At 68.6% G+C, this 25946-nt stretch carries 24 protein-coding genes; 8 read left to right on the top strand and 16 right to left on the bottom strand.

Annotated elements, in window-relative coordinates:
* Window positions 1-9 precede the first annotated feature (9 nt).
* Both GGR11_RS16945 and GGR11_RS11345 read left to right on the top strand, forming a co-directional pair.
* Complete coding sequence (locus GGR11_RS16945) at window positions 10-267, top strand: DUF1674 domain-containing protein (RefSeq protein WP_183197076.1); 258 nt, start codon at window positions 10-12, stop codon at window positions 265-267.
* Window positions 268-331: 64 nt separating this feature from the next.
* Window positions 332-1243 carry a hypothetical protein gene (locus tag GGR11_RS11345; protein WP_183197074.1) on the top strand — a complete coding sequence of 304 codons (912 nt, stop codon included), beginning with the start codon at window positions 332-334 and terminating at the stop codon, window positions 1241-1243.
* Here GGR11_RS11345 and pyrF read toward each other — a convergent pair whose 3' ends face one another.
* Window positions 1244-1975 carry an orotidine-5'-phosphate decarboxylase gene (gene pyrF / locus GGR11_RS11340; protein ID WP_183197072.1) on the bottom strand — a complete coding sequence of 244 codons (732 nt, stop codon included), beginning with the start codon at window positions 1973-1975 and terminating at the stop codon, window positions 1244-1246.
* Window positions 1976-2063: 88 nt separating this feature from the next.
* Here pyrF and GGR11_RS11335 point away from each other — a divergent pair, with 88 nt between their 5' ends.
* Entirely contained in the window at window positions 2064-2759 is a 696-nt protein-coding gene (locus GGR11_RS11335) for a MarC family protein (RefSeq protein WP_183197070.1), read from the top strand.
* A gap of 4 nt (window positions 2760-2763) precedes the next feature.
* On the opposite strand, the gene GGR11_RS11330 is transcribed toward GGR11_RS11335, so the two are convergent.
* The gene (locus GGR11_RS11330) at window positions 2764-3174 is read right to left on the bottom strand and encodes a metallopeptidase family protein (RefSeq protein ID WP_008263498.1); all 411 of its coding nucleotides are present in this window, start codon (window positions 3172-3174) and stop codon (window positions 2764-2766) included.
* Between the two features lie 127 nt (window positions 3175-3301).
* Between GGR11_RS11330 and GGR11_RS11325 the strand changes: the two genes are divergently transcribed.
* Window positions 3302-5650, top strand: a complete 2349-nt coding sequence (locus GGR11_RS11325; protein ID WP_183197068.1) for a sensor histidine kinase — start codon at window positions 3302-3304, stop codon at window positions 5648-5650.
* Here the strand turns inward: GGR11_RS11325 and GGR11_RS11320 are convergent.
* Window positions 5647-7290, bottom strand: a complete 1644-nt coding sequence (locus GGR11_RS11320) for a M28 family metallopeptidase (RefSeq protein ID WP_183197067.1) — start codon at window positions 7288-7290, stop codon at window positions 5647-5649. The genes GGR11_RS11325 and GGR11_RS11320 overlap by 4 nt on opposite strands.
* Window positions 7291-7334: 44 nt before the next feature.
* Window positions 7335-8549 carry a TIGR03862 family flavoprotein gene (locus tag GGR11_RS11315; RefSeq protein WP_183197065.1) on the bottom strand — a complete coding sequence of 405 codons (1215 nt, stop codon included), beginning with the start codon at window positions 8547-8549 and terminating at the stop codon, window positions 7335-7337.
* Window positions 8550-8612: 63 nt separating this feature from the next.
* Between GGR11_RS11315 and greA the strand changes: the two genes are divergently transcribed.
* Window positions 8613-9092: a transcription elongation factor GreA gene (gene greA / locus GGR11_RS11310; protein ID WP_183197063.1), complete on the top strand. Its 480-nt coding sequence runs from the start codon at window positions 8613-8615 to the stop codon at window positions 9090-9092.
* 6 nt (window positions 9093-9098) lie between these two features.
* Here the strand turns inward: greA and GGR11_RS11305 are convergent, their stop codons facing one another.
* From GGR11_RS11305 to GGR11_RS11250, 12 genes are all read right to left on the bottom strand, one after another.
* Complete coding sequence (locus tag GGR11_RS11305; RefSeq protein WP_035310355.1) at window positions 9099-9512, bottom strand: helix-turn-helix domain-containing protein; 414 nt, start codon at window positions 9510-9512, stop codon at window positions 9099-9101.
* Window positions 9513-9527: 15 nt separating this feature from the next.
* Window positions 9528-11060 carry an apolipoprotein N-acyltransferase gene (lnt, locus tag GGR11_RS11300; RefSeq protein ID WP_425485678.1) on the bottom strand — a complete coding sequence of 511 codons (1533 nt, stop codon included), beginning with the start codon at window positions 11058-11060 and terminating at the stop codon, window positions 9528-9530.
* 107 nt (window positions 11061-11167) lie between these two features.
* Window positions 11168-11632, bottom strand: a complete 465-nt coding sequence (gene ybeY, locus GGR11_RS11295) for an rRNA maturation RNase YbeY (RefSeq protein WP_183197059.1) — start codon at window positions 11630-11632, stop codon at window positions 11168-11170.
* Window positions 11629-12615, bottom strand: coding sequence for a PhoH family protein (locus tag GGR11_RS11290; protein WP_183197056.1), 987 nt, complete (start codon window positions 12613-12615; stop codon window positions 11629-11631). The genes ybeY and GGR11_RS11290 overlap by 4 nt, the downstream gene beginning before the upstream one ends.
* Window positions 12615-14000, bottom strand: a complete 1386-nt coding sequence (gene miaB / locus GGR11_RS11285; protein ID WP_183197836.1) for a tRNA (N6-isopentenyl adenosine(37)-C2)-methylthiotransferase MiaB — start codon at window positions 13998-14000, stop codon at window positions 12615-12617. Before miaB ends, GGR11_RS11290 begins: the two co-directional genes overlap by 1 nt.
* 77 nt (window positions 14001-14077) lie before the next feature.
* Window positions 14078-14575: a Fur family transcriptional regulator gene (locus tag GGR11_RS11280; protein ID WP_008259871.1), complete on the bottom strand. Its 498-nt coding sequence runs from the start codon at window positions 14573-14575 to the stop codon at window positions 14078-14080.
* Window positions 14576-14602: 27 nt separating this feature from the next.
* A complete protein-coding gene (locus GGR11_RS11275; protein ID WP_183197055.1) occupies window positions 14603-15046 on the bottom strand; it encodes a GNAT family N-acetyltransferase in 444 nt (147 codons plus the stop codon).
* Window positions 15043-15723 carry a tRNA (adenosine(37)-N6)-threonylcarbamoyltransferase complex dimerization subunit type 1 TsaB gene (tsaB, locus tag GGR11_RS11270; protein ID WP_183197053.1) on the bottom strand — a complete coding sequence of 227 codons (681 nt, stop codon included), beginning with the start codon at window positions 15721-15723 and terminating at the stop codon, window positions 15043-15045. The genes GGR11_RS11275 and tsaB overlap by 4 nt, the downstream gene beginning before the upstream one ends.
* Window positions 15724-15733: 10 nt before the next feature.
* Window positions 15734-16141, bottom strand: a complete 408-nt coding sequence (locus GGR11_RS11265; protein ID WP_183197051.1) for a helix-turn-helix domain-containing protein — start codon at window positions 16139-16141, stop codon at window positions 15734-15736.
* Window positions 16142-16186: 45 nt separating this feature from the next.
* Window positions 16187-16771 carry a helix-turn-helix domain-containing protein gene (locus tag GGR11_RS11260; RefSeq protein ID WP_183197049.1) on the bottom strand — a complete coding sequence of 195 codons (585 nt, stop codon included), beginning with the start codon at window positions 16769-16771 and terminating at the stop codon, window positions 16187-16189.
* A gap of 56 nt (window positions 16772-16827) precedes the next feature.
* Window positions 16828-17385, bottom strand: a complete 558-nt coding sequence (locus tag GGR11_RS11255) for a NifU family protein (protein ID WP_183197047.1) — start codon at window positions 17383-17385, stop codon at window positions 16828-16830.
* A gap of 38 nt (window positions 17386-17423) precedes the next feature.
* A complete protein-coding gene (locus GGR11_RS11250; RefSeq protein ID WP_183197045.1) occupies window positions 17424-18962 on the bottom strand; it encodes a helicase HerA-like domain-containing protein in 1539 nt (512 codons plus the stop codon).
* A 108-nt stretch (window positions 18963-19070) separates the two neighbouring features.
* Here GGR11_RS11250 and GGR11_RS11245 point away from each other — a divergent pair, with 108 nt between their 5' ends.
* From GGR11_RS11245 to GGR11_RS11235, 3 genes are all read left to right on the top strand, one after another.
* Window positions 19071-20201: an AI-2E family transporter gene (locus GGR11_RS11245; protein WP_183197043.1), complete on the top strand. Its 1131-nt coding sequence runs from the start codon at window positions 19071-19073 to the stop codon at window positions 20199-20201.
* Window positions 20202-20548: 347 nt separating this feature from the next.
* On the top strand, window positions 20549-25420 hold the full coding sequence (locus GGR11_RS11240) for an NAD-glutamate dehydrogenase (RefSeq protein ID WP_183197041.1): 4872 nt from the start codon (window positions 20549-20551) through the stop codon (window positions 25418-25420).
* 51 nt (window positions 25421-25471) lie between these two features.
* Window positions 25472-25939, top strand: a complete 468-nt coding sequence (locus GGR11_RS11235) for a universal stress protein (RefSeq protein ID WP_183197040.1) — start codon at window positions 25472-25474, stop codon at window positions 25937-25939.
* Window positions 25940-25946 lie beyond the last annotated feature (7 nt).

Here is a 25946-nt window from a genome sequence, read left to right as displayed (position 1 = left end):
AGCCGACCTGTGACCGAACATCCCACCCCCGAGGGGACCGCCCCCTCGCCCGACAATGAAAACGCGCCTGTTTTCAACGCCGAAATCCCCCATGCGACGCCGGAGAAGCCGCTGAGCGAAGTCGCGCGCCGCGCCCTGCTGGAAGCGGCTGATCGTCGCGCGGCCGAACAGGTCGCCCAGACCGACCCGGAACACGGCGGGCCGAGCGGTCCCGAACCCACCCGTTACGGCGACTGGGAGAAGAAGGGCCTGGCCATCGACTTCTGACGCGGCGCAATTCTGCGGGGCGCGGGACTTGCCTGAACGGAGACAATTCAGAGGAGTCTGTCCCGTGACGATACAGTCCACGATCGCCGCCGCGTCTGCGGCCCTTCTGCTGTCCGCCGCTCCCGCCCTGGCCGGCGGCCCGTCGGGCGGCCATGGCGGGGGCTGTGGAAGCTGCGGCGGCGGACACGGGGGCGGGGGTCATTACGGCGGCGGCCACAACAGCAACGTCAATGTGAACGTGAATGCGGGGGCCGGCGCCTCGGCCCATGCCGGTGCGGCCGCCTATTCCGCCGTCAACGCCCGCGCCTATTCCCATTCGTCCAGCTTCAGCCGCGGCGGCAGCGGCGGCGTGACCTATGTCGGCGGCGGCGGTTACGCCGACGGCGGGTATTCGGGCGGCTATATTCCCGGCCCGCCCGTGAACTTCGTCGGCCCGGCCCCGGTCAGCGCCCCGGTCGGCTATCCCACCTATGGCTTCGGGCGCGACTATATCGGCTGGCGCCCTTATCAGCCGCAACGTCCGGTCGACTGCGACTGCCGCCCCGCCCCGCGCCCGGCCTATCGCGAAGATCGGTACGAAGGCCGTTATCAGGAGCGGTACGAACACTATGAGCAGCGCGGCTACGAACAAGGGGGCTATTACGAGCCGCAGCGCGCCTATGTGCAGGCTCCGATCCAGGTTCAGGGGCCGCCCGTCTATGTCGCGCCGCAGCGGATCTATGTCGCCCCGTCTCAGGTGAACATCGCGCCGCCCGAGATCGTGACCGGTCCGCCGGTCTATATCGAACAGCCGCCCGTCTATGTGCAGGCGCCGCCGGTCGAGGTCGCCCCGGCCCAGATCCATGTCGCGCCGCCCGAAATCCACGCGCCGCCGCCCGTCCAGGACTATTACGGCGACCTCCCGCCCCCCGGCTATGTCGCGCCGCAAGCCCCGCCGCGCCAGCATTACGCCCAGGAGCCGGGCGAGCGCGGCTGATCAGATCAGGGCGATGCTTTCGGCGACCGCCAGGGCGGCGGCCCGGGGATCGGCCGCCGCCGTGATCGGGCGGCCGATCACCAGATGGGTCGCCCCGGCCTGGAGCGCCGCTTCGGGCGTAGCGGCCCGGGCCTGATCGTCCAGGGCCGAGCCTGCGGGCCGGACCCCTGGGGTCACGATCAAAAAGTCCGGACGGCCGGCCTCGACCGCGATCTCACGCACCCGCGCCGCCTCATGGGGACTGGAGACGACGCCGTCGATCCCGGCGTCCAGCGCCTGTCGAACCCGGCGCTCGACCAGGTCGGCCGGCGACAGACTGTGGTCGTCGGCGGCCAGATCCTCGGCCGTCAGACTGGTCAGGACCGTGACCCCCAACACCTTCAAGCTCGACCCCGCCACGCCGCGCGCCGCCGCCGCCATCACCTGGGGCCGGGCGTGAACGGTCAGCAGGTCGCAGCCGGCGTCCGCCAGATTGGCCGCCGCCTTCTCGACCGTGGCGCCGATGTCGTGCAGCTTCCAGTCCAGAAACACCTTGCGGCCCTCGGCCTTGAGGTCGCGCGCCAGGTCCATGCCGCCCGCCGCGAACAGCTGCAGCCCGATCTTGTAAAAGCCCACCGCGTCCTGGACCCGCGCGACCAGGGCGGCCGCCTCGGCGATGGTCGGGACGTCCAGAGCGCAGATGATCCGTTCGTCTGGACCGCGATTGGGGGCCAAGGTTTCGGTCTGGGTCATCGACGGACTCGCGCTGAGCGGCTATGCGGGAACGCAAGGGGTGCGTCGGCGCGGCCGGCGTGTTGAATTTCAAGAGCGAGGCGAGGCGATGAACGCGGTCGATCTGGGTGTCAACCTGTTCGTGACCCTGTTCGCCTTGCTGGATCCCATCGGCAATCTGCCGATCTTCGCCGCCGCGACCGCCGGGGCGACCCTGCGCCAGCGGATTTCAGTCTCGGCCCTGATCTGCACCTTCGCCGCCGTCTTCCTGGCCTTCTTCCTGTTCACCGGCCTGGGCCTGCTGCAGTTCTTCGGCATTTCGCTGGCGGCCTTCCGGATCGCGGGGGGCATATTGCTGCTGCTGCTCGGCCTGGACATGGCGCGCGGCGACTTCCTGGCCCTGTTCGCCGACAAGGACGCCATCGCCGACGGCCAGGATGTGCGCGGCTACGCCCGTCGCCGGTTCCAACGGCTGGTGGTGCCCTTCGCCATACCGCTGATGATCGGCCCCGGCGCCATTTCGGCGGTCATCATCCAGGCAGGCGAGGCGGCCAAGCTGGGCTATGCCGGAACCATGGGGTCGCTGGTCGCCATCGCGGCCGCCTGCGCCGTCTCCTTCGTCTGTTTCGCCATGACCGGATCGCTCAGCCGCCTGTTGGGCGAGGTGGGCATGGCCATCATCGTGCGCGTCCTGGGCCTGATCCTGTGCGCCCTGGCGATCCAGTTCATCCTGCTGGGTCTGGGCGAGGCCATCCCCGGCATGATCTCGGGGGCGGTGACGACCCCCTACCCGGCCACGAAATAAGGCTTCAGTCGGCGTCGTCCTCGATGGCGTGGATGTCGTCGTCTGACAGGCCGAAATGGTGGCCGATCTCGTGGATCAGGACGTGGGCGATCAGTTCGGCCAGGCCGACGTCGCCGCGCTCGCACCATTCGTCCAGGATCGGGCGGCGATACAGAAAGACCCGCGACGGCTCCGCCGCCGGTCCCAGGCTGTCGCGTCGGCCGATGTCCACGCCATGATACAGGCCGGTCAGTTCGAACGGATCCTCGATCTCAAGGTCCGCCAGCGTCTGTTCGTCGGCGAAATCGTCGATGCGGAACACCACCTCGCCCGCCGCTGCCCGGAACTCGGCCGGCAGGGCGTCGAACGCCTCGCGCGCCAATCGGGCGAAATCGTCGAGGGAGGGGGCGAAGAGATCGGCGGTCGCGTCGGTCATGCCTTCGCTATCGCCGTCTGGGGCCCGCCATGCAACGGGGCGCGATGACGCGACGAAGACTGACTTTTTCTGGCCGGGTTTGCGGTATGGTGAACGCCGAATCAGGTCGCGGGACCCAGGGACAAGAATGGCCGAGGCCGACATCGCCTATGTCGCCACTGCGGGCGCAGCCGGGCTAGCCCTGGCGGTCAGCGCCTGGGCTCTGCGTCTGCGCGCCAGGCTGAACGCCGCCACGGCCCTGGCTGAGGGCGAGCGGGCGGCGGCCGTCGCCGATCTCAGCCGCCACGACAGCATGTTGCGCGCCTTCGACGACGTCAGCCTGGCCTTGACCCCCGAAGGCGAAGCCAGCGGCGCCCCCATCGGCCCGCCCGAACTGATCGATCGCCTGACCGAGGCCAGCGGCGATACGGCGGGACACGCCCTGCTGACCCGGCTGAAGACCTCCTATGTGGTGCTGATCGACGGCCTGGTGACGGCCGGCAAGGCGTTCGAAGGTCTGATCGAACTGGGCGACGTCGAACCCTGGCGGATCGAGGGACGGGTGGCCGGCGGCGGCGCCTGGCTGAGACTGTCACCGGCGTCGCGCGTGATGCTGACCGGCGCCGACGCGACCGAGAGCGGCCTGGCCCTGCTGGGCGACGCCTCGCCGATCCCGACCTGGGTGGTGGACGGCGCCGGCAAACTGGCCTGGGCCAACCGGGTCTGGCTGCACGAGATCGGCGCCGACAGCGTCGAGACGGCGCGGAACAAGGGCCTGTCGTTCGACCGGGGCGCCGACGCCCTGGTCGCGGAAGCCGGGCGGTTGGGCGTGCGCCAGGAGGGCTTCCGCTGGACCACCGGCGGCGGCCATCGCCGCGCCTGGCGGATCATCGCCGAACCGGCCGGCGGCGGCGCCGTCACCGCCTTCGCCATCGAGGTGACCGAGGCGGAGGAGACACGCGACACCCTGCGCCGCCACGTCGACGCCCATGACGAGACGCTGAACCATCTGGCTGACGCCGTGGCCATCTTCGGCCCGTCCAAGCGGCTGGCCTTCCATAACACCGCCTTCCAGACCCTGTTCGACATCGACCCCGCCTGGCTGGACGAACGCCCGACCCACGCCGAACTGCTGGACCGGCTGCGGCAACGTCGCCGCCTGCCCGAGGTCATGGACTATGCGGGCTGGAAGGCGCGCGAGCTGGAGTTCTACGGCGCGTCCCAGGCCTCGCCCGACGACAGCTGGTCGCTTCCGGACGGTCGCACCCTGCGGGTCGTGCGCCAGCCCCATCCGCTGGGCGGCATATTGCTGATCTTCTCGGACATCACCGACGAACTGAACCTGAGAAGCCGGTTCAACGCCCAGATCCAGGTCCAGACCGCGACCCTGGACAAGCTGAACGACGCCGTCGCGGTGTTCGGTTCGGACGGACGGCTGCGGTTGCACAACGAGGCGTTCGAGACCTTCTGGAAACTGTCGGCGGAACAGATCGCCGGCTCGACCGACTTCGACGCCCTGGCCGAACTGTGCAAGGCCGTCCTGCCCGATCCGGCCCTGTGGCTGGGTCTGAAGGCTCGCGTCGCCGATCCCGACCCCGAAAGCCGGGTCGCCATATCGGGCGAAGGGCGCACCATCGATGGCCGGATCGCGGCCTGGCAGACCCGCCCCCTGCCGGACGGCGCCACCCTGGTCGCCTTCTCGGACATCACGGCCCGGCGCGGTCTGGAACAGGCCCTGGTTCAGCGTGAACAGGCTCTGGCCGAGAGTCAGGCGTTGAAACGCGAGTTCGTCGGCAGCGTCTCCTATGAGCTGCGCACCCCGCTGACGACCATCGTCGGCTATTCCGAACTGCTCGAGACCATGGGCGACCTGCCGGAACGCAGCCGCCAGCATGCGGGCGCCATCCGGGTCGCCGCCAGCCAGCTGGCCCGGTCCATCGACGACGTCCTGGACATGGCCCAGATCGACGCCGGCGAGATGGAGTTGTCGCTGGGCGACGTGCGTGTTCAGGATCTTCTGGAGCAGGCCGCCGAACGGGTGCGCGCAAAGGTCGAGGGCCGGGGCGCGACCCTGACCGTGACCTGCCCGCCAGGGCTGAAGCCGATCCGCGCGGACGACCACCGCATCGGCCAGGCCCTGAACCACCTGCTGGAGAACGCCGCCCGCGCCGTGTCCGAAGGCGGCGCCGTGACCCTGTCCGCCGAGATGGGCCCGTCGGAAATGCGCGTGACCGTTTCGGATTCGGGACGCGGCATCCCCTATCACCTTCAGGCCCACGTCTTCGACCGGTTCGTGCGGCGCGAGCGCGGCGGCCCCGGCGTCGGCCTGGCCTTGGTCAAGGCCCTGGTCGAGCTGCACGGCGGCTGGGCCGAGGTCGAGAGCGAGCCCGGCAAGGGCGCCGCCTTCATCCTGCACCTGCCGCTGGGCGCCGCGACCAGCGCCGCCGCGCCCGAGCTGCAGCTCGTCGTGCCCTCCTTCCAGACGGCGGCCTCTTAGGGCCGCAGAGCCTTGGACTGATCCCGCGCGGGGCCGAACTCGGCGCCGGGGTTCCATTCGGGCCAGACGTCGGACTGGGCCAGGTCGCGGCCGACGGCGTAGATCAGGGCCACATCCGCAGCGGCGGCGTCCATGCGCCAGGTCGCATCCCATTCGTCCGACGGCTGGTGATAGCGGTTCTGGACATAGTCGCGGCTGGCGGCGCTGGCGCCGGTGAAGCCGGCGGCCGGGAACAGGGCCGGCACGCCCTTCAGGGCCAGGGGGAAGTGGTCCGAGCGATAGAAGGCGCCGGCCTGGGGCGCGGGATCGGCGATCAGGGTGCGGCCGGTCGCGGTCGCATGGCGGGCCAGAACCTCGTCCAGCTGGTTCTTGCCCTTGCCGATGACGACGACATTGGGGTCGATCTCCGTTCCCGGCAGCAGGCTGTCGACATTGATGTTGGCCACGGTCGTCTCCAGCGGCCAGACCGGATTGGCCGCGTAATAGGTCGAACCCAGCAAGCCCGCCTCCTCGCCCGACCAGGCGGCGAAGACCACCGAACGTTTCGGACGCGGCGCATCGGCGAAGGCGTGGGCCAGCTCCAGCAGGGCCGCCACCCCGGTCGCATTGTCCACGGCCGCATTATAGATCGTGTCGCCCGAGGCATCGGGCGTGCCCACGCCGTAACCGTCCCAGTGGGCGCCGTACATGACGGTCTCATTGGGTCGTTCGGAGCCGGGTATGCGGGCGATGACGTTCTTGGTTTCCACCCGGTCGGCGATCTGTCCGAAATCGACGCTCATCGTCATCCCCGGCAGGACGATGGGACGGAAATCGGCGCGACGGGCGCTGTCCTTCAGGGTGGCGAAGTCCAGGCCGGCGGCGGTGAACAGTTCCTCGGCCTTGGCGCGCTGGATCCAGCCCTGGAAAGGGGCGCGCTCGGCGTTCGGATCGACGCGGACGATGTCGAACTTGGGCGCGGCCGACGAATTCTGCAGCACCGACCAGCCGTAGCCGGCGCCGGCCGTCTCATGCACCACCAGCACGCCGGCCGCGCCGCGACGGCCCGCTTCGAGGAATTTGTAGGTCCAGCGACCGTAGAAGGTCATGGCCTTGTCGTCGAACTTGCCGGCCACCGGATCGCCGGCCGGCGCTTCGAAATCCGGATCATTGACCAGGACGACGATGACCTTGCCCCGCACGTCCACGTCCTTGAAATCGTCCCACTGGCGCTCGGGCGCAGTCGCGCCATAGCCGACGAAGACGACGGGGGCGTCGGTCACGGTGATATGGTCGGTGGGGCGGTCGCTGGAGACCAGGACGTCCGCTCCACGTTCCAGAACCAGGGCGCGGTCGCCGACCTGGGCGGAGATGGCGGCGGGGCCGTCCTGGCGCGTGCGCGACAGATGGGCGACCTGGACGAAGGCCCCGTCCGGTCCACCGCCCTCGGCCCCGGCGGCGCGGAACTGCTCCACCAGCCAGGCGACCGTCTTTTCCTCGCCCGCCGATGCGGGGGCGCGGCCTTCGAATTCGTCCGACGCCAGAACGCGCACGGCCTCATTCATCCGCGACGCATTGATGTCAGGCTTATCCTGCGCGGTCGCAGAGGAACTGGCGATGATCAGGGCGAGGGCGGAAACGGCGGGCAGGGCGTGGCGCATCGGGGGAGAGCTCCAGAATGGCGGGGGGTTCAACCCTGCCCGCGTCAGTCCCGGCTGTCGAGCCAGGCCATAAGGCCGCGCGCCGCCTGGACGCCGGATGCGAAGCTGGCCTGAAGCAGGTAGCCGCCGGTCGGCGCCTCCCAGTCCAGCATCTCGCCGGCGACGAAGACGCCCGGTCGGGCGGTGAGCATCAGCCTTTTGTCGACGCCCTCCAGCGCCACCCCGCCGGCGGAAGAGATCGCGCGCTCCAGCCCCTGAACGCCCTTCAGCGTCAACGGCATGGCCTTGATCCGCTCGGCCAGGGCGCGCGGCGAAACCGGCAGGGGGCCGACTTCATACAGCAGGGCGACGGCGACCGGCTCAAGCCCCACAACCTTGCGCAGATGGTTGGACAGGCTGGCCTTGCCCCGGGGTTTCGACAGCCGGTCGGTCAGCTTGCCGACCGCGACATCAGGCTTCAGATCGATCCGGACATCAGCCTGACCGTCCGTCTCTACCGACGTCCGCAGCGCGGCCGACAGGGCGTAGATGGCGCCGCCTTCGAGGCCGTACCGCGCGATCATGGCCTCGCCGCGCGCTGTCTTGTTCCCATGGGTCACGGCGACGCCCTTCAGCGGCTGGCCGGCGAACCGATCACGGAACAGCGGCGACCAGGCGAGGTCGAAGCCGACATTGGCGGGGCGGAAGGGCGCGACGGCGACCCCGGCGCCCTCAAGCCAGGGCTTCCAGGCGCCGTCCGAACCCAGGCGCGGCCAGCTGGCGCCCCCCAGGGCCAGGACCACGGCGTCCGGCCGTTCCAACCGTTCTCCGTCCGGGGTCTCGAACACCAGAGTCCCATCCCGCCAGCCCGTCCAGCGCGACCGGGTGCGGATCTCGACGCCCAGACCCTCCAGCCGCGCCAGCCAGGCTCGCAGCAAGGGCGACGTCTTCATCGCGTCGGGAAACACCCGCCCGCTGGAGCCGACGAAGGTGGGCTGGCCCAGACCCTCGACCCAGGCGGTCAGGTCGGCGGGCGTGAAGGCGTCGATCCAACGCGAGACCGACGCCTGGGCCGGGCCATAGCGGGTCAGGAACCGGTCCAGCGGCTCGGAATGGGTCAGATTCAACCCGCCGCGACCGGCCATCAAGAATTTGCGCGCGACGGACGGCATCCGCTCGTGAACCACAATGTTCAGACCCGCCTGGGCGAGGCGTTCAGCCGCCATCAGTCCCGCGGGGCCGGCGCCGATGACATGAACTTGACGTTTGGATTGGGTCATCCCCCGCTTTGCCCGCTCGCGGCGACGCTGGCTATAGGGACGCGGGTCCCTATGTTCCGAACCATGAGCGTTGCATTCACCCGAGAAGAAGATCTGGAAGCCACCGCCGCCGACCTGGCGGACCGGCCGATCTCGCCCCACCCCAATCTGGTCACGCCCGAAGGCCTGGCCCTGATCGAAGCCGAACTGGCCGCCGCCCGCGCCGCCTATACCGCCGCCCAGGTGAAGGGCTCGATCGAAAGCGACCGAACCGCCATGGCGCGCGCGACGCGGGATCTGCGCTACTGGTCCGCCCGCCGCGCCTCCGCCCAACTGCAGGAGCCCACCGCAGACGACGGCGGAGTGCGCTTCGGCGGTTCAGTCTCCATCGAACGCGAGGACGGCCGGGTCCAGACCTGGCGGATCGTCGGCGAGGACGAGGCGGATCCGGCCAAGGGCTCGGTCAGCCATGTCTCGCCGCTGGCCCGCGCCCTGCTGGGCAAGCGGGTCGGGGACGAAGCCGTAGTGGCGGGACAGTCGGTGGAGATCACGGCCGTCGGATGATCGGGCTCAGCCCGGCTTGTCGGCGCCCTCGCCCAGCATTTCGCGCATCATGTCCAGGATCAGCTTCTGGTTCCGGGCCGGCAGGCGCGGGGCCAGGCGGGCGATCTCGACACTGTGTTTCGTCGGCTTGTGCTCGTGGTCGAAGCCGGGCGCCTCTTCTTCACCCACGCCCGGCTGGGCGTCGTGGAAACCCTGGAAGAAGAAGGGGATGTCCACCTTCATGAACTCGGCCATCTCGAACAGCTTCGACGCCGAGACGCGGTTTGCGCCCTTCTCGTACTTCTGGACCTGCTGGAAGCTGACACCGACCGCGCGGGCCAGGGCGGTCTGGGTCAGTCCCAGATCAAGGCGTTTTTCCTGAACGCGGCGGCCGACGTGGCGATCGACGGGATGCGGCTCCTCGAGCTTCTCACGCGCCATGCCGTCCCCGCCCACTCAAATCACTGACCGATTCGGGCGAAGCCTAGTTCTTAGAATCAGCGGCCACAAGCCGGCGAGCCCGGCGGCCAGCAGGGCCGCCAGGAAAGGCCAGTCGCCCAGTCGTCCATAGGGGGTGACGCCGGTCGGGCGCGGCAGAGGAGCGTCGATCACCCCCATGACGCCGGGGTCCAGACGCTGCCCGTCCACGATCCGGCCCCAGGGGTCGATCATGGCCGAAATTCCCGTCGGCGTCGCTCGGGCGATGGGCAGTCCGGTTTCGATGGCGCGGTAGCTGGCCAGGTTCAGATGCTGGCGGGGACCCGAGGTCGCCCCGAACCAGGCGTCGTTGGAGGCGTTGACGATCCAGTCCGGCCGACCCGCCGCGCCGGGGGTGAAGCCTGGATAGAGGCTTTCATAGCAGATCAGCACCTGGACCGGCGGCGCGCCTGGAATCTGGATCGGCGCCGGGGTCGGCCCGGCGGTGAAATCACTGGGCATATGCACCAGACTGCGCAGGCCGATGGCGGTCATGACCGAACCCAGCGGCAGATATTCGCCGAACGGGACCAACCGGTGCTTGTCATAGACGGCGGCGATCCGAAGGCCGGGCCCGCCTTCGTCGGCCAGGGCGAACAGACTGTTGTAATAGCGGCCGCCTCCCGGCGCCGTCAGATCCGCCTCGCCGCGCGCCAGCCCCATCAACAGGGTCTGCCCCGGCCGCAGGGCGCCGGCGATGGCCATCGCATCTGTCGAGGCGAAAACCTCGTTGGCCGAAGCCGGCAGGGCGCCCTCGGGCCAGACCACGACATCCGGAACCCGGGCGCCGGGCTGGCCGGTCAGGGCCACATAGCGATCCACGATGGAGCGATAGGCCTCGGGCGACCATTTCGTCTCCTGTTTCACATCGGCCTGGACCAGACGGACCAGGGTGTCGGTGAACTGCAGATCGGCCTGCGCCAGCCGCACGGCGCCGAAGACGCCCGCCGAAACCAGGGCCAGGACACCCAGTCCTGCCGAGATCAGACGGCTGCGCGCCGCGCCGGGGCCGACCAGAGGGGCCAGGGCGGCGGTGGCCGCGAGCGTGACGAGGCTCAGTCCATAGACGCCGACGACCGAGGCGAATTGCGACATGCCGCCCCCTGCCCGCCAAGTCGCCCCGGCTGGGTTCCAGGGAAAACCGGTCAGCACATGGCCGCGCAGCCATTCGGCGGCGCAGAACAGGGCGGCGAACAGCAGGACCCGGACCACCCCGACGGGGGCGAGCCGGCGATAAAGGGCGCAGGCGGTCCCCCAGAACAGGCCGATCCCGGCGGGCAGCAGGCTGGCGGCGAAGGGCGCCATCCAGGCCTGTTCCGGATTGACGAAAAAGGCCTCGGCCACCCACCAGCAGCCGATGAAGAAATAGGTGAAACCGGCCAGCCAACCCATCCAGAAGGCGCCGCGCACCGTGTCCGAGCGCTCGGCCAGGATCATCAGCAGCGGATAACCCAAAAGGCCGATCAGGACGCCGAACGGCGGATGGGCCAGGGCTGTTCCCGCCCCGGCCATCAGGGCCAGGCCGATGCGGATCAACCGCCAGGTCAGGGCGCGCCGCCGCTCGGGCAGGGCGCGGATACGGGCGGCGAACCGGTCCAGGGCGGCGTCGGGAAACATGATCAAACGTCCTGCCCAAGGTCAGCGGATTCGGCGGCATAGGGATCGGCGACGCCCAGTTCGGCCAGGATCTCGCGCTCCTCGGCCTCCATTTCCTCGGCCTCGGCGTCGTCCTCGTGGTCACGCCCCAGAAGATGCAGGACGCCGTGGACGATCAGATGGCTCAGATGGTCTGACAGGGACTTGCCCTGGGCCTGGGCTTCGGATGCACAGACGCCGTAGGCCAGGACGATGTCGCCCAGGTGCGGGGCGGCGCTTTCGGGCGCGGGAAAAGACAGGACATTGGTCGGCCGGTCCTTGTCACGGAACCGGGCGTTCAGTTCCCGCACCGCCTCGTCGTCGGTCAGAAGTACGACCACATCGCCCGCGACGGCGCCAAGCGCGGCCTCGGCCGCCTTCGTCACCACGGCCTCGGTTTCCGGCAGGGCGCCGGTCCAGGCCTGGGCCTCGACTTCGATCTCGATCATGCGGGGTCTTCAAGGTCCGGAGCTGGACGCCCTTTTGCGGCGTCGGCGTCGTAGGCGCGCACGATCCGCTCGACCATGGCGTGACGCACCACGTCCGAGGCCTCGAACTTCAGGATGCCGACGCCCTTGACCCCGTCGAGGATGCGCAGGGCGTGGGCCAGGCCGGAATCGCGCGGGTTCAGCAGGTCGATCTGCGACGGGTCGCCCGTCACCACCATCCGCGCGCCCTCGCCCAGACGGGTCAGGACCATCTTCATCTGCAGGCGCGATGTGTTCTGGGCCTCATCGACGATGACAAAGGCGTGGCTGAGGGTGCGACCGCGCATGAAGGCGATGGGGGCGGCCTCGATCTCGCCCTTGTCGCGGCGGCGCTGCACGTCCTCGGCGCCGAGGATGTCGTTCAGCGCCTCCCAGATCGGGGCCAGATAGGGATCGACCTTCTCGTTCAGGTCGCCCGGCAAGAAGCCCAGTTTCTCGCCCGCCTCGACCGCCGGACGGGTGATGACCAGCCGGTCCACCTGTCCGCGCCGCAACAGGGACGCGCCGTAGGCGGCGGCCAGGAAGGTCTTGCCGGTGCCGGCCGGGCCGACGCCGAAGCTGAGTTCGCACCGGCCCAGCATGTCCAGATAGGCGGCCTGAGCCTTGGTCTTGGGCACAATGGAGCCGCGCTTGCCGCCCGGAAGCGACACGCCCGCCGCCGCCATGCCCGGCGTGCCCTTGCCGCCCCGCGCCTGGCCGAGGGCCGCGCGCACATCGGCCTCGGTCACCTCGGCGCCCAGGGCCGCGCGCTTGGCGAGGTCCTCGATCACATGGCGGGCGTCGGATCGGTCGCGCGTGCCGCCGTTGACCGAGACCCCGCCGCCCGGCGCCTCGACCAGCACCTTGAAGGCGTCCTCGATCAGGGCGACGTGACGGCTGTTCGGCCCGACGACGGCGCGCAGTTCGGCGTCGTTCAGGGGGACGAACTCGGATTCTCGCGCCATCAAGCGGCCTTTTCTGCTGGGGCCGCCGCTTCCGGGGCGACAAGCCGACCGGTCAGGCTGTTGTGCTGGCCGGCGATGATTTCGACCGGAACGATCCGGCCGATCAGATGATCCGCGTCATCGACGTGAACCGACTGAAGATATGGGGATCGTCCCACCGCTTGGCGACGGCTGCCGTGACGGCCCTTGCGATCAAACAGCACATTCAGGGTCCGCCCCGCCTGCGCGGCGTTGAAGGCGGTCTGCTGTTCGGTCAGCAGGTCGATCAGCGCGTGCAGCCGATCCTTGGCGACCTCCGGCTCGACCTGTTTGCCCATGCCGGCGGCGGGGGTGCCTGGGCGAGGCGAATACATGAAAGCGAAGGCCGAAGCGTAGTTCACTCGCCGCACCAGATCGAGCGTGTCCTCGAACTCGCGATCCGTCTCGCCGGGGAAGCCGACGATGAAGTCGCCCGCCATGGCGATGTCGGGTCGCGCGGCGCGGATGCGGTCGATCAGGTCGAAATATTTCTGACGCCCGTGCTTGCGGTTCATCAGCCGCAGGATCCGGTCCGACCCCGCCTGCACCGGCAGATGCAGATAGGGCATCAGGGCGTCCAGATCGCCGTGGGCCGCGATCAGGGCGTCCGACATGTCGTTTGGATGGCTGGTGGTATAGCGGATCCGCTCCAGTCCGGGGATTTCGGCCAGCGCATAGGCCAGCTCAACCAGGCTCGACTTGCGGCCATCGGGCCGTTCGCCGTCATAGGCGTTGACGTTCTGGCCCAGCAGGGTGACTTCGCGCACGCCGCACCCGGCCAGGGCCCGCGCCTCTTCCAGCACCGAGACCATGGGCCGCGACCATTCGGCGCCGCGCGTATAGGGCACGACGCAGAAGGTGCAGAACTTGTCGCAGCCCTCCTGCACCGTCAGGAAGGCGGTCGGACCCGCAGTGAAGCGGGCGGCGGGCAGGGCGTCGAACTTGTCGTCCGGAGCGAAGTCGGCGCCGATCCGTTCGCCCCGCGCCCGCGCCGTGCGGGTCAGAAGCTCCGGCAGCTGGTGATAGGCCTGGGGGCCGACGACGATGTCGACCGCCGGCTGGCGCTTCATGATCTCTTCGCCCTCGGCCTGGGCGACGCAGCCGGCGACCGCGATGGTCAGGTCGCCGCCGGTCTCGCGCTTGATGTCGCGAAGTTCGCGCAGCTTGCCCAGCTCGGAATAGATCTTCTCCGCCGCCTTTTCGCGGATGTGGCAGGTGTTCAGGATGACGAAATCGGCGGCCCGGACGTCCTCGGTGACGGCATAGCCCAGAGGGCGCAGGACGTCGGCCATGCGCTCTGAATCATAGACGTTCATCTGACAGCCGTAGGTCTTGATGAACAGGCGCTTTGACGGCGCCTCCAGCATCGCTTCGGCTTCTTGAACCCGGATTTCGGTCATGCCGGGCTTATGATCGCCCGGACAGGCGACGACAAGACCGAGGCTCAGCCCGCATCCACGTCTGCGGGCAGATCGGCGGGGTTTACGCGGGCTGCATGGCGCTTGAAGATCAACCCCTCGCGCTTGGACGGTTCAGCGCCCTCGATCGGCACGCCGTACAGTTCCAGCTTGTGACCGATCAGTTCGAAGCCCAGCCGGTCGGCGATCTCGGTCTTCAGCTTCTCGATCTCGGCGTCGAAGAACTCGATCACCTCGCCCGTCTTGGTGTCGATCAGGTGGTCGTGGTGATCGTCGCCCGCCTCTTCATAGCGGCTGCGTCCGTCCCCGAAGTCGTGCTTCTCGACCACGCCCGCCTCTTCGAACAGGCGCACGGTGCGATAGACGGTGGCGATCGAGATGTGCGGATCGATCGAGGAGGCGCGGCGATACAGCTCCTCCACATCCGGGTGATCTTCCGCCGAGGACAGCACCCGGGCGATCACCCGACGCTGTTCGGTCATACGCATGCCGCGGTCGGCGCAGAGTTTTTCGATCCGGTCCATGACCCTAGAATAGGACGTCGGACCGTTTCAGGGAAGCGCCGGCTTTTCAGGATCTGCCGCGAGGTCCAGACTCAGGACCAGGGCGTCGGTCCTCCCCCCGTCCGGCGCAGCGTAATAGGCCTTGCGACGGCCGAGGGGCCTAAAGCCGGCTCGGTCGTACAGGGTGCAGGCGGCGACATTGTCTTCGGCCACCTCCAGAAACAGACGCGAGGCTCCGGCCTGGGCGGCGGCCACCGCCCCCCGCCCCGTCAGGCGCCCGCCCAGACCGGCCCGGCGCGCCTCGGGCCGGACCGCCAGGGTCAGGATTTCGGCCTCGTCCAGCACGACCCGAACCAGGATGAAACCGTCGGGTTCGACCACGGCGAAGACCCCGGCCTGGCCCAGAAGGTCCGCAAACTCGGCCTCGCTCCACGGCGCGGCGAAGGCCTGGGCATGCAGTCGCGCCAGCTGGGCCGGGTCGGCGGGCGTCATCTGACCGGCTGGCGCGGCTGGCCCGGCAGGCGGGTGGGCGGGGTGGCGTCCGGCGCGCGAAGATACAGGGGGCGGGGCGGATGGTCGGCGGGGTCAGCAGCTGCGACCAGTCGCGCCAGCGCCCCAGCCGACGGGGCGACACGAGGGTCCACGGACGCCATGTTCAAGTCCGGAAAGACCTCGGCCAGGACGGCGGCGCCGGAGCCGACCAGTCGAACCCCTTTCCCCAGGGCGGTGATTCGTCGCGCCGCTTCGTCCAGCGACAGGGCCTCGTCCGGGCCGACGGCCGCGCCGTCGACGAACAGCTTGGCGTAGACCTGGCCCCGTCGGGCGTCGATCAGGGCCGCGACCGGCGTTCCGGCCGGATCCACAGACGCAGCCAGTCCGTCCAGAGCCGACACCCCGACCACCGGCCGATCCAAGGCGGCGCCCAGCCCCTGGGCGAAGGCCAGACCGACCCGCAAGCCGGTGAAGGAGCCGGGTCCGACAGTGACCCCGATCCGATCCAGAGCATCAAACCCCCCGCCGGCCTCGGCCATGACGTCGCGCACCAGACCGCCCAAACGTTCCTGATGGCCCTTGGCCATGGGTTCGAAACGAACGGCCAAGGGTCGCTCGTCCTCGAAAACCGCCGCCGTGCAGGCGCCGAGCGCCGTATCGATCACCAGAAGTCTCATGGCGCGTCTTCTAGGCCGCGCGAGACAGAACCTCCACCAGTCGCGTCAGGGCCTGACGCACCGCGCGGTCTTCGATGCGGGAAAAACCGACGGCCATCGCCCGGCCTTCCGGTGTCGCAGCCATGGTCCGCATCATCGACAGTTCGGGGATTTCCCCGCCGTCCGCCGGCTCGGGAAAGAAGGCTCCGACGGGCAGTCCAAGGGCCAGGGCCAGATTGTGCAGCCGCGAGGCCGAGATCCGGTTCTGACCGCCCTCGTACTTCTGCACCTGTTGGCAGCTGACCCCGATCAGGGCGCCAAGGGCGGTCTGCGACAGACCCAGGGCCGTGCGCCGTGATGCGATCCGGGCGCCGACGACGGCGTCCAAGGGTTCCGGCGCGCGGGCCGTCTGGCGAGCAGTAGGGGGCGTCCTGTCCATGCCGGAACGATCTCACAACCTTTCCGCGTATGCAACCTTTTCGTTTCATGATTCGCGGCGGGCGATCACGGCCGAGATGCGGGCCACGGACTGGCGGTCGATCACCTCCGCCCGGTCCAGCGCGCCCGCCCCCCGGACATGGAGGCGGTCGTCCTCGGACCGGTCAAAGAGGCGCGGGCGTAGATCGCCGTCCTTCATCTCGATGACGCAGCCCTGGCCGCCCCTGGGCCACAGGTCCGGTTGGTATTCTAGGATGACGCCCGGTTCGGCCCAGGGGGAGAGGGCGTCGTCGCGAACCGTCAGGCGTTTCACGACAACAGGCGGCGGGCTGTCGAAGCCACGTCCCCGGCTTTCCAGGACTGTCGCGGCCGGATCGACGTGCGGCGTCTGAGCGCCCGAGACGAGCAAGGCCAGGGCTTCGGGCGTGGCGTCCAGCGCCCCGGTCAGACGACGCTGGACATCGGGCCGGAACAGGCCGGGTCGGCGACCGGATTCATAGAGTCCCCAGCCCTGGCTGGTCATGTCCAGACGCGCCCCGGCCTCGGCTTGGGACAGGCCGCGCCCGCGGCGCAGGGCGGCCAGGGCCTCGCCCAGACGAAGGACTTCAGGATCTGGAACGAAACGCGGCATGGAGGACGAAGATGGCGCCCCGCCGCACGTCTGGCGAGAACGAAAACGTCAGTCGGTCAGAGGGTCTGCTCGACCCGCGTCACCTCGGGCACATAATGGCGCATCATCTGTTCGACCCCGGCCTTCAGTGTCGCCGAAGAGGAAGGGCAGCCGGAACAGGCGCCGCGCATCCGCAGGCTCAGCACCCCGGTCGCCTCATCGAAGGAATCGAATAGGATGTCGCCCCCGTCCTGGGCCACGGCCGGGCGGATGCGGCTGTCCAGCAGAGCCTTGATCTCGGCCACGATCTCGCTGTCGTCCTCGGCATGGGTCTCGGTTACAGACCCCGCGAGGGTCAATGGCCGGCCCGAGACGAAATGATCCATGATGACGCCCAGGATCGGGGCCTTCATCTCCGACCAGTCCGGCCCGCGCTCCCGTCGGGTCACGGACACATAGTCGGCGCCGAAAAAGACGCCGTCGACGCCCTCGAGTTCGAACAGAGCCTCGGCCAGGGGCGAGGCGGTCGCCTCGTCGATGGTGCGGTAGTCCAGCACGGCGAGCGGAGAAACATCGCGGCCCGGCAAGAACTTCAGCACATTGGGATTGGGCGTGGGTTCGGTCTGGATGAACATGGGCGGGAGATGCGCTCGCCCCCGCCCCGTTGCAAGACCTAGCGCCGCTTCAGCCCGCCCAACAATCCCCGCAACAGTTCGCGGGTGAGGGTGGATCCGGCCGTTCGCAACACGGACTTGGTCAGAGCCTCCATCGGGGTCTGACGATTGGAGGTTCTGGCGCGCGGCGTCGTCCGGGCCCGTTCCCTGGCGTCCGCCCTGACCGCCTTCCCGTTCGCTTTCGCCTGAGCTTCGGCGGCCTTGGCGGCGTCCGATTGCGCCCTGGCCTGAGTCTCGGCCCGATCGGAGGCGGCATGGCGGGCCGCGAGGATTTCCTCGGCGGATTCGCGGTTCAGCGTCTGGTCGTAGAGGCCGCGCACCGGGCTGGCGGCCATGACGGCGGCGCGCTCGGCCTCGGTCGCCGGGCCCAGGCGCGAGGCCGGCGGGCGGATCTTCGTGCGGGCCACGACGGTCGGTGCGCCTTTCTCGTCCAGGACCGAGACCAGGGCCTCGCCCACGCCCAGGCCCTGAATGGCCTCGGCCGTATCGAAGGCGGGATTGGCGCGGAAGCTCTGCGAAGCGGCCTTCAACCCCTTCTGTTCCGACGGCGTATAGGCCCGGAGCGCGTGCTGGATACGATTCCCGAGTTGGGCCAGGACGCTGTCGGGAATGTCGGCTGGATTCTGGGTGACGAAATAGACGCCGACCCCCTTGGACCGGATCAACCGCACCACCTGTTCGACCTTGTCCAGCAGGGCGCGCGGGGCGTCGTCGAACAGCAGATGGGCCTCGTCGAAGAAGAAGACCAGGCGCGGCCGGTCGGGATCGCCCACCTCCGGCAGCTGTTCGAACAGCTCCGACAACAACCACAGCAAGAAGGCCCCATACAGCCGCGGGCTGTTCATCAGCCGCGTGGAGTCCAGCACATTGACCTGACCGCGCCCGTCGAGGCCGACGCGGATCATGTCCTCCAGTTTCAGAGCCGGTTCGCCGAAAAAGGCGTCGCCGCCCTGTTGCTCAAGCTGCAGCAGGGCGCGTTGGATGGCGGCGATGGAGGCGGGGGCGACATTGCCGACCTCGCGGCCGATCCGCTCGGCGTTCTCGCCCACATAGACCAGCAGACTGCGCAGGTCGCCCAGGTCCAGCAGCAGCAGGCCCTCCTTGTCGGCGATATGGAAGACGACTGTCATCACGCCTTCCTGCACCTCGTTGAGGCCCAGCATTCGGGACATCAGCACCGGACCGATCTCTGACACGGTCGTGCGGATCGGGTGGCCCTTCTGTCCGTACAGGTCCCAGAAGACGGTCGGAGCCGCACGCGGCGTCAGGGTCAGACCCATTTCGGTCGCCCGGGCGACCAGCTTCTCGTTCGGCGTTCCGACCTGGGAAATGCCCGAAAGGTCCCCCTTCACATCGGCGCAGAAGACCGGCACCCCGGCGTCGGAGAAGCCCTGGGCCATGATCTGAAGGGTGACCGTCTTGCCGGTGCCCGTGGCGCCGGCGACAACGCCGTGTCGGTTGGCGCGGTGAAACAGCAGGGCTTCCGGCTGGGCGGCGTCGGACTGGCCGAGGAATAGGCCGGCAGGGGCGTCGGACATGAAAAGTCTCCAGAGAACCGGCTAGGTCTAGCGCAGAGCCCCGCGCGTCGGAACCGCTGCTGTTCATGCGTGTTGACGCCGCTCGGCCCGCCGCCGACAAGGATCACCATGAAGAACCCCGTCACCATGCAGCCTTCGGCCGTATCGCGGAACGCCGCCGCCCTGATCGCGACCGTCGCTGCGGGCGCGGCCGTCTACTGGCTTCGGGACATACTGACGCCTCTGGCCATGGCCCTGTTCCTGCTGATCATGATCGACGGGGTGAAGCGGACCGTGGCCGACCGGACCCCGCTGAACGACCGCTGGGCCGGTGTCGCCGCCCTCGTATTGGTGGTCCTGGCCTTCTTCGCCTCCATCGGCATCATCGTGAACGGTGCGGCGGGCTTCTTCGGGGAAGCCTCGGGCGTCTCGCAGAATATCGGGCCGCGCATCGATCAGATCATCCGCGACGTCTATGGCATGGCGCGCCTGAACAATCCGCCGACGGCCCAGGAGCTGATCAACGGCGTCGATATTCGCGGCTATGTGGCCTCCATCGCCATACAGGCCCAGGGTATCGCCTCCGGGGCCTTCTTCGTCATGGTCTACCTGGGCTTTCTCCTGGCCTCGCAGATCGGCTTCCGACGCAAGATCGTCGCCATGTTCCCGCAAAAGCGCCAGCGCGACGAAGCGATCGCAGTGTTCGAACGGGTTCGCGGCGGGGTCGAGGGCTATATCTGGGTCCAGACCGTCACCGGCGCCATGATCTGCGTCGTGGCCTGGATACTGATGCGCGCCGTGGGGCTTCAGAACGCCGAGTTCTGGACCTTCGTCATCTTCATCGTCGGCTTCATTCCCGTGCTGGGCGGGGCCGTGGCGGGACTGGCGCCCCCCCTGTTCGCCCTGGTGCAGTTCCCCAGCTACTGGCCGGCCCTGATCCTGCTGGTCGGTCTTCAGACCATATTGTTCATCGTCGGCAATATGATCCAGCCGCGGATGCAGGGCGACAACCAGAACATCGACCCCGTCGTGGTCCTGCTGTCCCTGGCCTTCTGGGGCAAGTTGTGGGGCGTGGTCGGCATGTTCCTTTCCACCCCTCTGGCGGTCATGGCCATGGCGATCCTGGCTGAATTCCAGGGATCACGCTGGATGGCGATCCTGCTGTCGGGCGACGGCGAGCCCTATGCCGACGAGGGCAAGTCGAAACGGAAGAAGACGGGCGAGACCGAGACGGAAGCGGAGGGCAAGGCCGGAGCCTGAACCTGCGGCGCCGCGCCACATCGAAAGCCGTGTGTTCGTCTCTTGAACCCCAAACAAGGCTTCCCATCTGATCCTCACCGCTGCGGGACATTCCCCTCCGAACCGCAGCGAAGCGACCGACGCACACTCCCCTCCCCGAGCGTCGTTCGCGCAGGCCGCCGAGTTCCCCCGCTCGGCGGCCTTCTCGTTTGTGGCGCCGCACAATTCTTCCAACCTGAACGCTGTTCATGAGAATCTTCAATCATCGGGGGCTTCCCGCGCGACCGGACCTGGCCTAGTCAACGCTGTGGCGCCTCGTCGCGCCGTGCCCCTTGCGGCCAAGGCCGCGTCGCCTGAGACTGTAGTCCATGACCGCCCTCGATCCGCGCCCCCTCCCGGTTCAGCCGATCTCCTCGGCCGCCCTGGAAACCTCATTCGCGCGGATTCTCGGCACCAGCCCCGGCAAGCCGGAGCAATCCTTCCTCGCCCAGGCGCACGAGGACTACGCCGCCGACGAGACCCCCGAACTGGACGGCGAGGATCTGGCCGCGCTCCTGGCCGCCTCGTGGCGGGCGGCCAAGGACTATCCGGCCGGTTCCGCTCCGCTTATCACCGTCGGCCCCCTGGCCGGCGCCGACGGCCAGGCCTTGGACTATGACCTGGTCCGCATCGTCCAGATGGACGCCCCCTTCCTGGTCGACAGCGTCATGGGCGCCCTGGCCGAGGCCGGCGTCTCGGTGCGCGCCCTGTTCCACCCGGTGGTCGAGCTGGGTGATCGACGTCTGTCGGTGATCATGCTGGTGATCGACGGCGCTCCGCAGGAGCGACGTGACGCCCTGGGCGAGGGCCTGGCCGAGTGCCTGACCGACGTCCACGCCGCCGTGGCCGACCACGAGGCCATGACCGGCCTGATGCGTCAGGCCATGCAAAGGCTGGAGGCGACGCCGCCAAGCGTCGATCCGGCGGTTCTGGCCGAAAACATCGCCTTCCTCAAATGGCTCAAGAGCGATCATTTCGTCTTCCTGGGCGCTCGCGACTATAATTACCCCCTGAAGGCCGACGGCGACTACGAGGCCGAGGCTCCGTTGAGCCAGTCGAGCGCCGGTCTGGGCATCCTGGCCGACCCCGACCGCACCGTTCTGCGTCGCGCGTCGGAACCCGCCGTCCTGACCCGTCAGATGCGCCGGCAGCTGGATCTGAGCGATCCGGTCACTGTGGCCAAGGCCAACGCCCGGTCCCGCGTTCACCGGCGCGCCTACATGGATTATGTCGGGGTCAAGCGTTACGGCGCGGACGGCAAGGCGACGGGCGAGACGCGGTTCGTCGGCCTGTTTACCTCGGACGCCTATGACCAGCTGGCGATCGAAACGCCCCTGATCCGCCGCAAGGTGGCCAATGTCCTGAGCCGTGCCGACAAGGCGCCTGGCAGCCATAACGAAAAGCGGCTGCGCAATATTCTCGAGAATTATCCGCGCGACGAACTGTTCCAGATCGGTGAGGACGAGCTTCTTTCCATCGCCCTGGGCATACTTCACCTCTACGACCGGCCGCGCATCCGTCTGTTCACCCGCCAGGATCCGTTCGACCGGTTCGTCTCGGTCCTGTGCTTCGTCCCGCGCGAAAAATTTGATTCCTCGGTGCGCGAGCGGATCGGCCAGATCGTCGCCCGCGCCTGGGGCGGCCGGATCTCGGCCTGGTATCCGCAACTGTCGGACGCCCCCCTTGTGCGGGTCCATTTCATCATCGGCGTGACGCCGGGCGACCATCCGGTCCCCGACGCCGCCCAGCTTGAACATGATGTGGCCGAGGCCGGGCGCGGCTGGGTCGAGCGGTTCGAAGCCGCCTTGCGCCGCGCCGACGTGGCCGATGTCGAGGTCGGGCCGCTGAGCACCCGCTGGGCCCGCGCCTTCGGCGCCGCCTATCGCGACCGCTATGACGCCGACGAAGCGGCCGTCGATCTGAGCGAGATGAACCGGCTGAACGCGACGGGACAGGTCGGAGCCGGAGAATCGGTGGCGGTCCGCGCTTTCCGCAACGCCGACGACAGCCGTCTGCAGTTCCGCTTCAAGCTCTATCGCCGCGGCCCGTCGGTGCCCCTGTCGGACGTCCTGCCGATCATGGCCGACATGGGTCTGAAGACTCTGGAGGAATACGGCTATCCGATCCGGCCGCTGGGCGAGGAAGAGATCCATGTCCACGAATTCCTGATGGAGGATCCGCGTGGCGAGGCCCTCGTCTTCGCCGATGTGAAGGAGCCGTTCGAACGGGCCTTCGCCGCCGTGTGGAACGGCCGCACCGAGAGCGACGGCTTCAACCGTTTGGTCGTCGAACTGGGCATGGAATGGCGCGAGGCCGCCCTGATCCGCACCCTGGCCCGTTATCGCCAACAGACGGGCCTTGATCCGTCCCAAGCGGTGCAGGAAGAGGCCCTGCGCGAATATCCGGACCTGTCGCGAGCCCTGCTGTCGCTGTTCAAGGCCCGGTTCGACCCGGCGGACGGCGCGGTGGAGGCGCGAGAGGGCGCTGTGGCTGAGCTTAACGCCAAGATCACGGCCCTGCTGCAGGACGTGAAGAGCCTGGACCACGACAAGGCCCTGCGCCGGATGGCCGCCCTGATCGGCGCGATCAAGCGCACCAACTATTTCCAGCTGGACGCCGACGGCCTGTCCAAGCCGTATATCTCGATCAAGATCGCCTCGCGCGAGCTGGAAGATCTGCCGCTGCCCAAGCCCTATCGCGAGATCTTCGTCTGGGCGCCGCACGTCGAGGGGGTGCATCTGCGCTTCGGACCGGTGGCGCGGGGCGGTTTGCGCTGGTCAGACCGGCGCGATGACTTCCGCACTGAGGTGCTGGGCCTGGTCAAGGCGCAGCAGGTCAAGAACGCCGTCATCGTTCCGGTCGGCTCCAAGGGCGGCTTCTATCCCAAGCAGCTGCCCCGGACGACAGACCGCGAGGCCATTCAGGGCGAGGCCATCCGAGCCTATCGCACCTTCCTGTCGGGCTTGCTGGACATCACCGACAACATCGCCGCGGACGGTTCCGTGACACGTCCGGCCCATGTCGTCGCCTGGGAGCAGGACGATCCCTATCTGGTCGTCGCCGCCGACAAGGGCACCGCGACCTTCTCGGACATCGCCAACGGGGTCTCGGCCGCCTACGGCTTCTGGCTGGGTGACGCCTTCGCCAGCGGCGGGTCGATCGGCTATGACCACAAGGCCATGGGCATCACCGCGCGCGGCGCCTGGGAGGCGGTCAAACGCCACTTCCGCGAGATCGGTCCGCGCGCCAAGGTCTGGGACATCCAGACTGAACCCTTCACCATGGTCGGCGTGGGCGACATGTCGGGCGACGTCTTCGGCAATGGCGCCCTGCTGTCCAAGGCGACCAAGCTGATCGCCGCCTTCGATCACCGCGACATCTTCATCGATCCCACGCCCGACCCCGCCGCCAGCTGGACCGAGCGCAAGCGACTGTTCGACCTGCCGCGCTCGTCCTGGCAGGACTATGACAAGGGGCTGATCTCCGCAGGCGGCGGCGTCTTCTCGCGGTCGGCCAAGTCGATCCAGCTGACGCCCGAAATCAAGGCGGCTCTGGACATCACCGACGACGAACTGGACCCGGTCAGCCTGATCCGGGCCATCCTGAAGGCGCCGGCGGACCTGCTGTATCTGGGCGGCATCGGCACCTATGTGAAATCGGCGGCCGAGACCGACGCCCAGGTGGGCGACAAGGGCACCGACGCCCTGCGGATCAACGCCGACGAGCTGCGGGTCAAGGTGGTGGGCGAGGGCGCGAACCTGGGCTTCACCCAGGCGGGCCGCATCGTCTTCGGCCAGGGCGGCGGCCGGATGAACACCGACGCCATCGACAACTCGGCCGGGGTCGACACCTCGGACCACGAGGTCAACATCAAGATCCTGGTCGGATCGGCCGTGACCAACGGCGTCCTGCCGGCCGAGGAACGCGCCCCGCTTCTGGCCTCGATGACCGAAGAGGTCGGGCTGAAGGTTCTGGCCCACAACTACGACCAGACCCTGGCCCTGACATTGCAACAGGCCGAGGGCGCGGCCGCCTTGGACGCCCAGCAACGGTTCATGCAGGCCCTTTCGGCCCGCGGCAAGCTAGACCGCAAGGTCGAGGGTCTGCCGAACGACGCCCGCATCAAGGAGATGATGGCCGCCGGGATTCCGCTGGCCCGGCCCGAACTGGCGGTGCTGACCGCCTACGCCAAGCTGGAACTGTCGGAAGAGATCGTCGCCTCACGCGCGCCGGAAGACCCCTTCTTCGAACAGATCCTGGTCCGCTATTTCCCGCAGGCCCTGGCCCGGTTCGAGCCGGAGATGAAGAGCCACCGTCTGCGGCGCGAGATCATCGCCACCGTCATGGCCAACGAGGTCGTCAACATGTGCGGTCCGACCTTCCCGGACCGGCTGCGCGGCTCCGCCGAGTGCGACACCACCGCCCTGATCATCGCCTTCGAGGCGGCGCGGCGCGTGTTCCGCCTGGATGAGGCCTGGGACGCGGTGTCCGCCCTGGACCTGAAGATCTCGGCCGAGGCTCAGACCGCCCTCTATCGCGAGATCGCCGTTGTGCTGCGTCGTCAGACCTTCTGGCTGGCCCGCCGCGCCAAGGCAGGGGCGTCGGTCCAGGCCTTGATCGACCGCTATCGTCCGACCGCCGACGCGCTACGGGCCGAGGGCGCGCCGGTTCTTTCACGGTTCGAGCAGAGCCGTCTGGATGATCGGGTCGCCATCTTCGCGCATCATGGGGCGCCGCAGGATCTGACCCGTCGCATCGCCATCATGCGGCCCCTCGTGGCCGCCGCCGATATCGGAGACCTGGCCCAGGAAAGCGGCTGGCCGGTCGCGGCCATGGCGCGGCTGTATCACCAGGTGGGCGCCGCCTTCGACTTCGACCGGCTGCGCGCCGCAGCCGGTTCGATCCCGTCGGTCGATCATTTCGACCGGCTGGCCGTGCGTCGCATGATCGAGGACCTGATGAACGAACAGGCGACCCTGACCCGCGCCGTGGCCCGGGTGTCGGACGCCGCGGTCGGGGTCAGCGAGGATGCGGCCGAAGGCGCCGTGGACGCCTGGATCGGGTCGAAACTGGCCGTGGTCGAGGGCGTGCGCACCTCGGTCGATGAGATCGAACAGTCGGGCTCGGGCTGGACCTTCGCCAAGCTGACCATCGCCAATGCGACGATCCGCGATCTGGCCTCGGCCGCGGTGCAGGCTTGACGGCGATCCCGTCTCACGGCCTCTTCGGTCGATAAGGCGGGGGAGGCCGATATGCCGAGAAAGTTCCTGGTCGTCGTCGACGACAGCCCCGAGTTTGAGGCCGCTCTGCGGTTCGCCTGTCGGCGCGCGCGCTCGACCGGAGGACGGGTGGTCATGCTGCGCGTCCTGCCGTCCAACAGCGACGCCCACTGGTCGGGCGTGCGCGAGGAGATCGAGCGTCAGCAGCGCGAGGAGGCCGAAGCCCTGCTGAACAGGCTGGGGGAGGAGGCGCTGGAACGGTCCGGGGCCGCGCCGATCTTCCTGATCGAGAAGGGCGAGGCCCAGGGCGCGATCAAGAAGGCGGTCGGCGACGATCCGGACATCAAGATCCTGGTCCTGGCCGCCGGAAGCGGCTCGCGCGGGCCGGGGCCGCTGGTCTCGGCCATCATCAAACAGGGAGCCCAGCTGGGCGGGCGCAAGCTGCCGGTCACCATCGTGCCCGGTGAACTGACCGAGGCCGAGATCGAGGATCTGGCCTAAAGGCCGA

The sequence above is a fragment of the Brevundimonas mediterranea genome, from assembly GCF_014196125.1.
Classification (GTDB): domain Bacteria; phylum Pseudomonadota; class Alphaproteobacteria; order Caulobacterales; family Caulobacteraceae; genus Brevundimonas; species Brevundimonas mediterranea.
The sequence above is the reverse complement of the archived record's forward strand: the minus strand, read 5'-3'. Positions and strand labels throughout refer to the sequence as shown.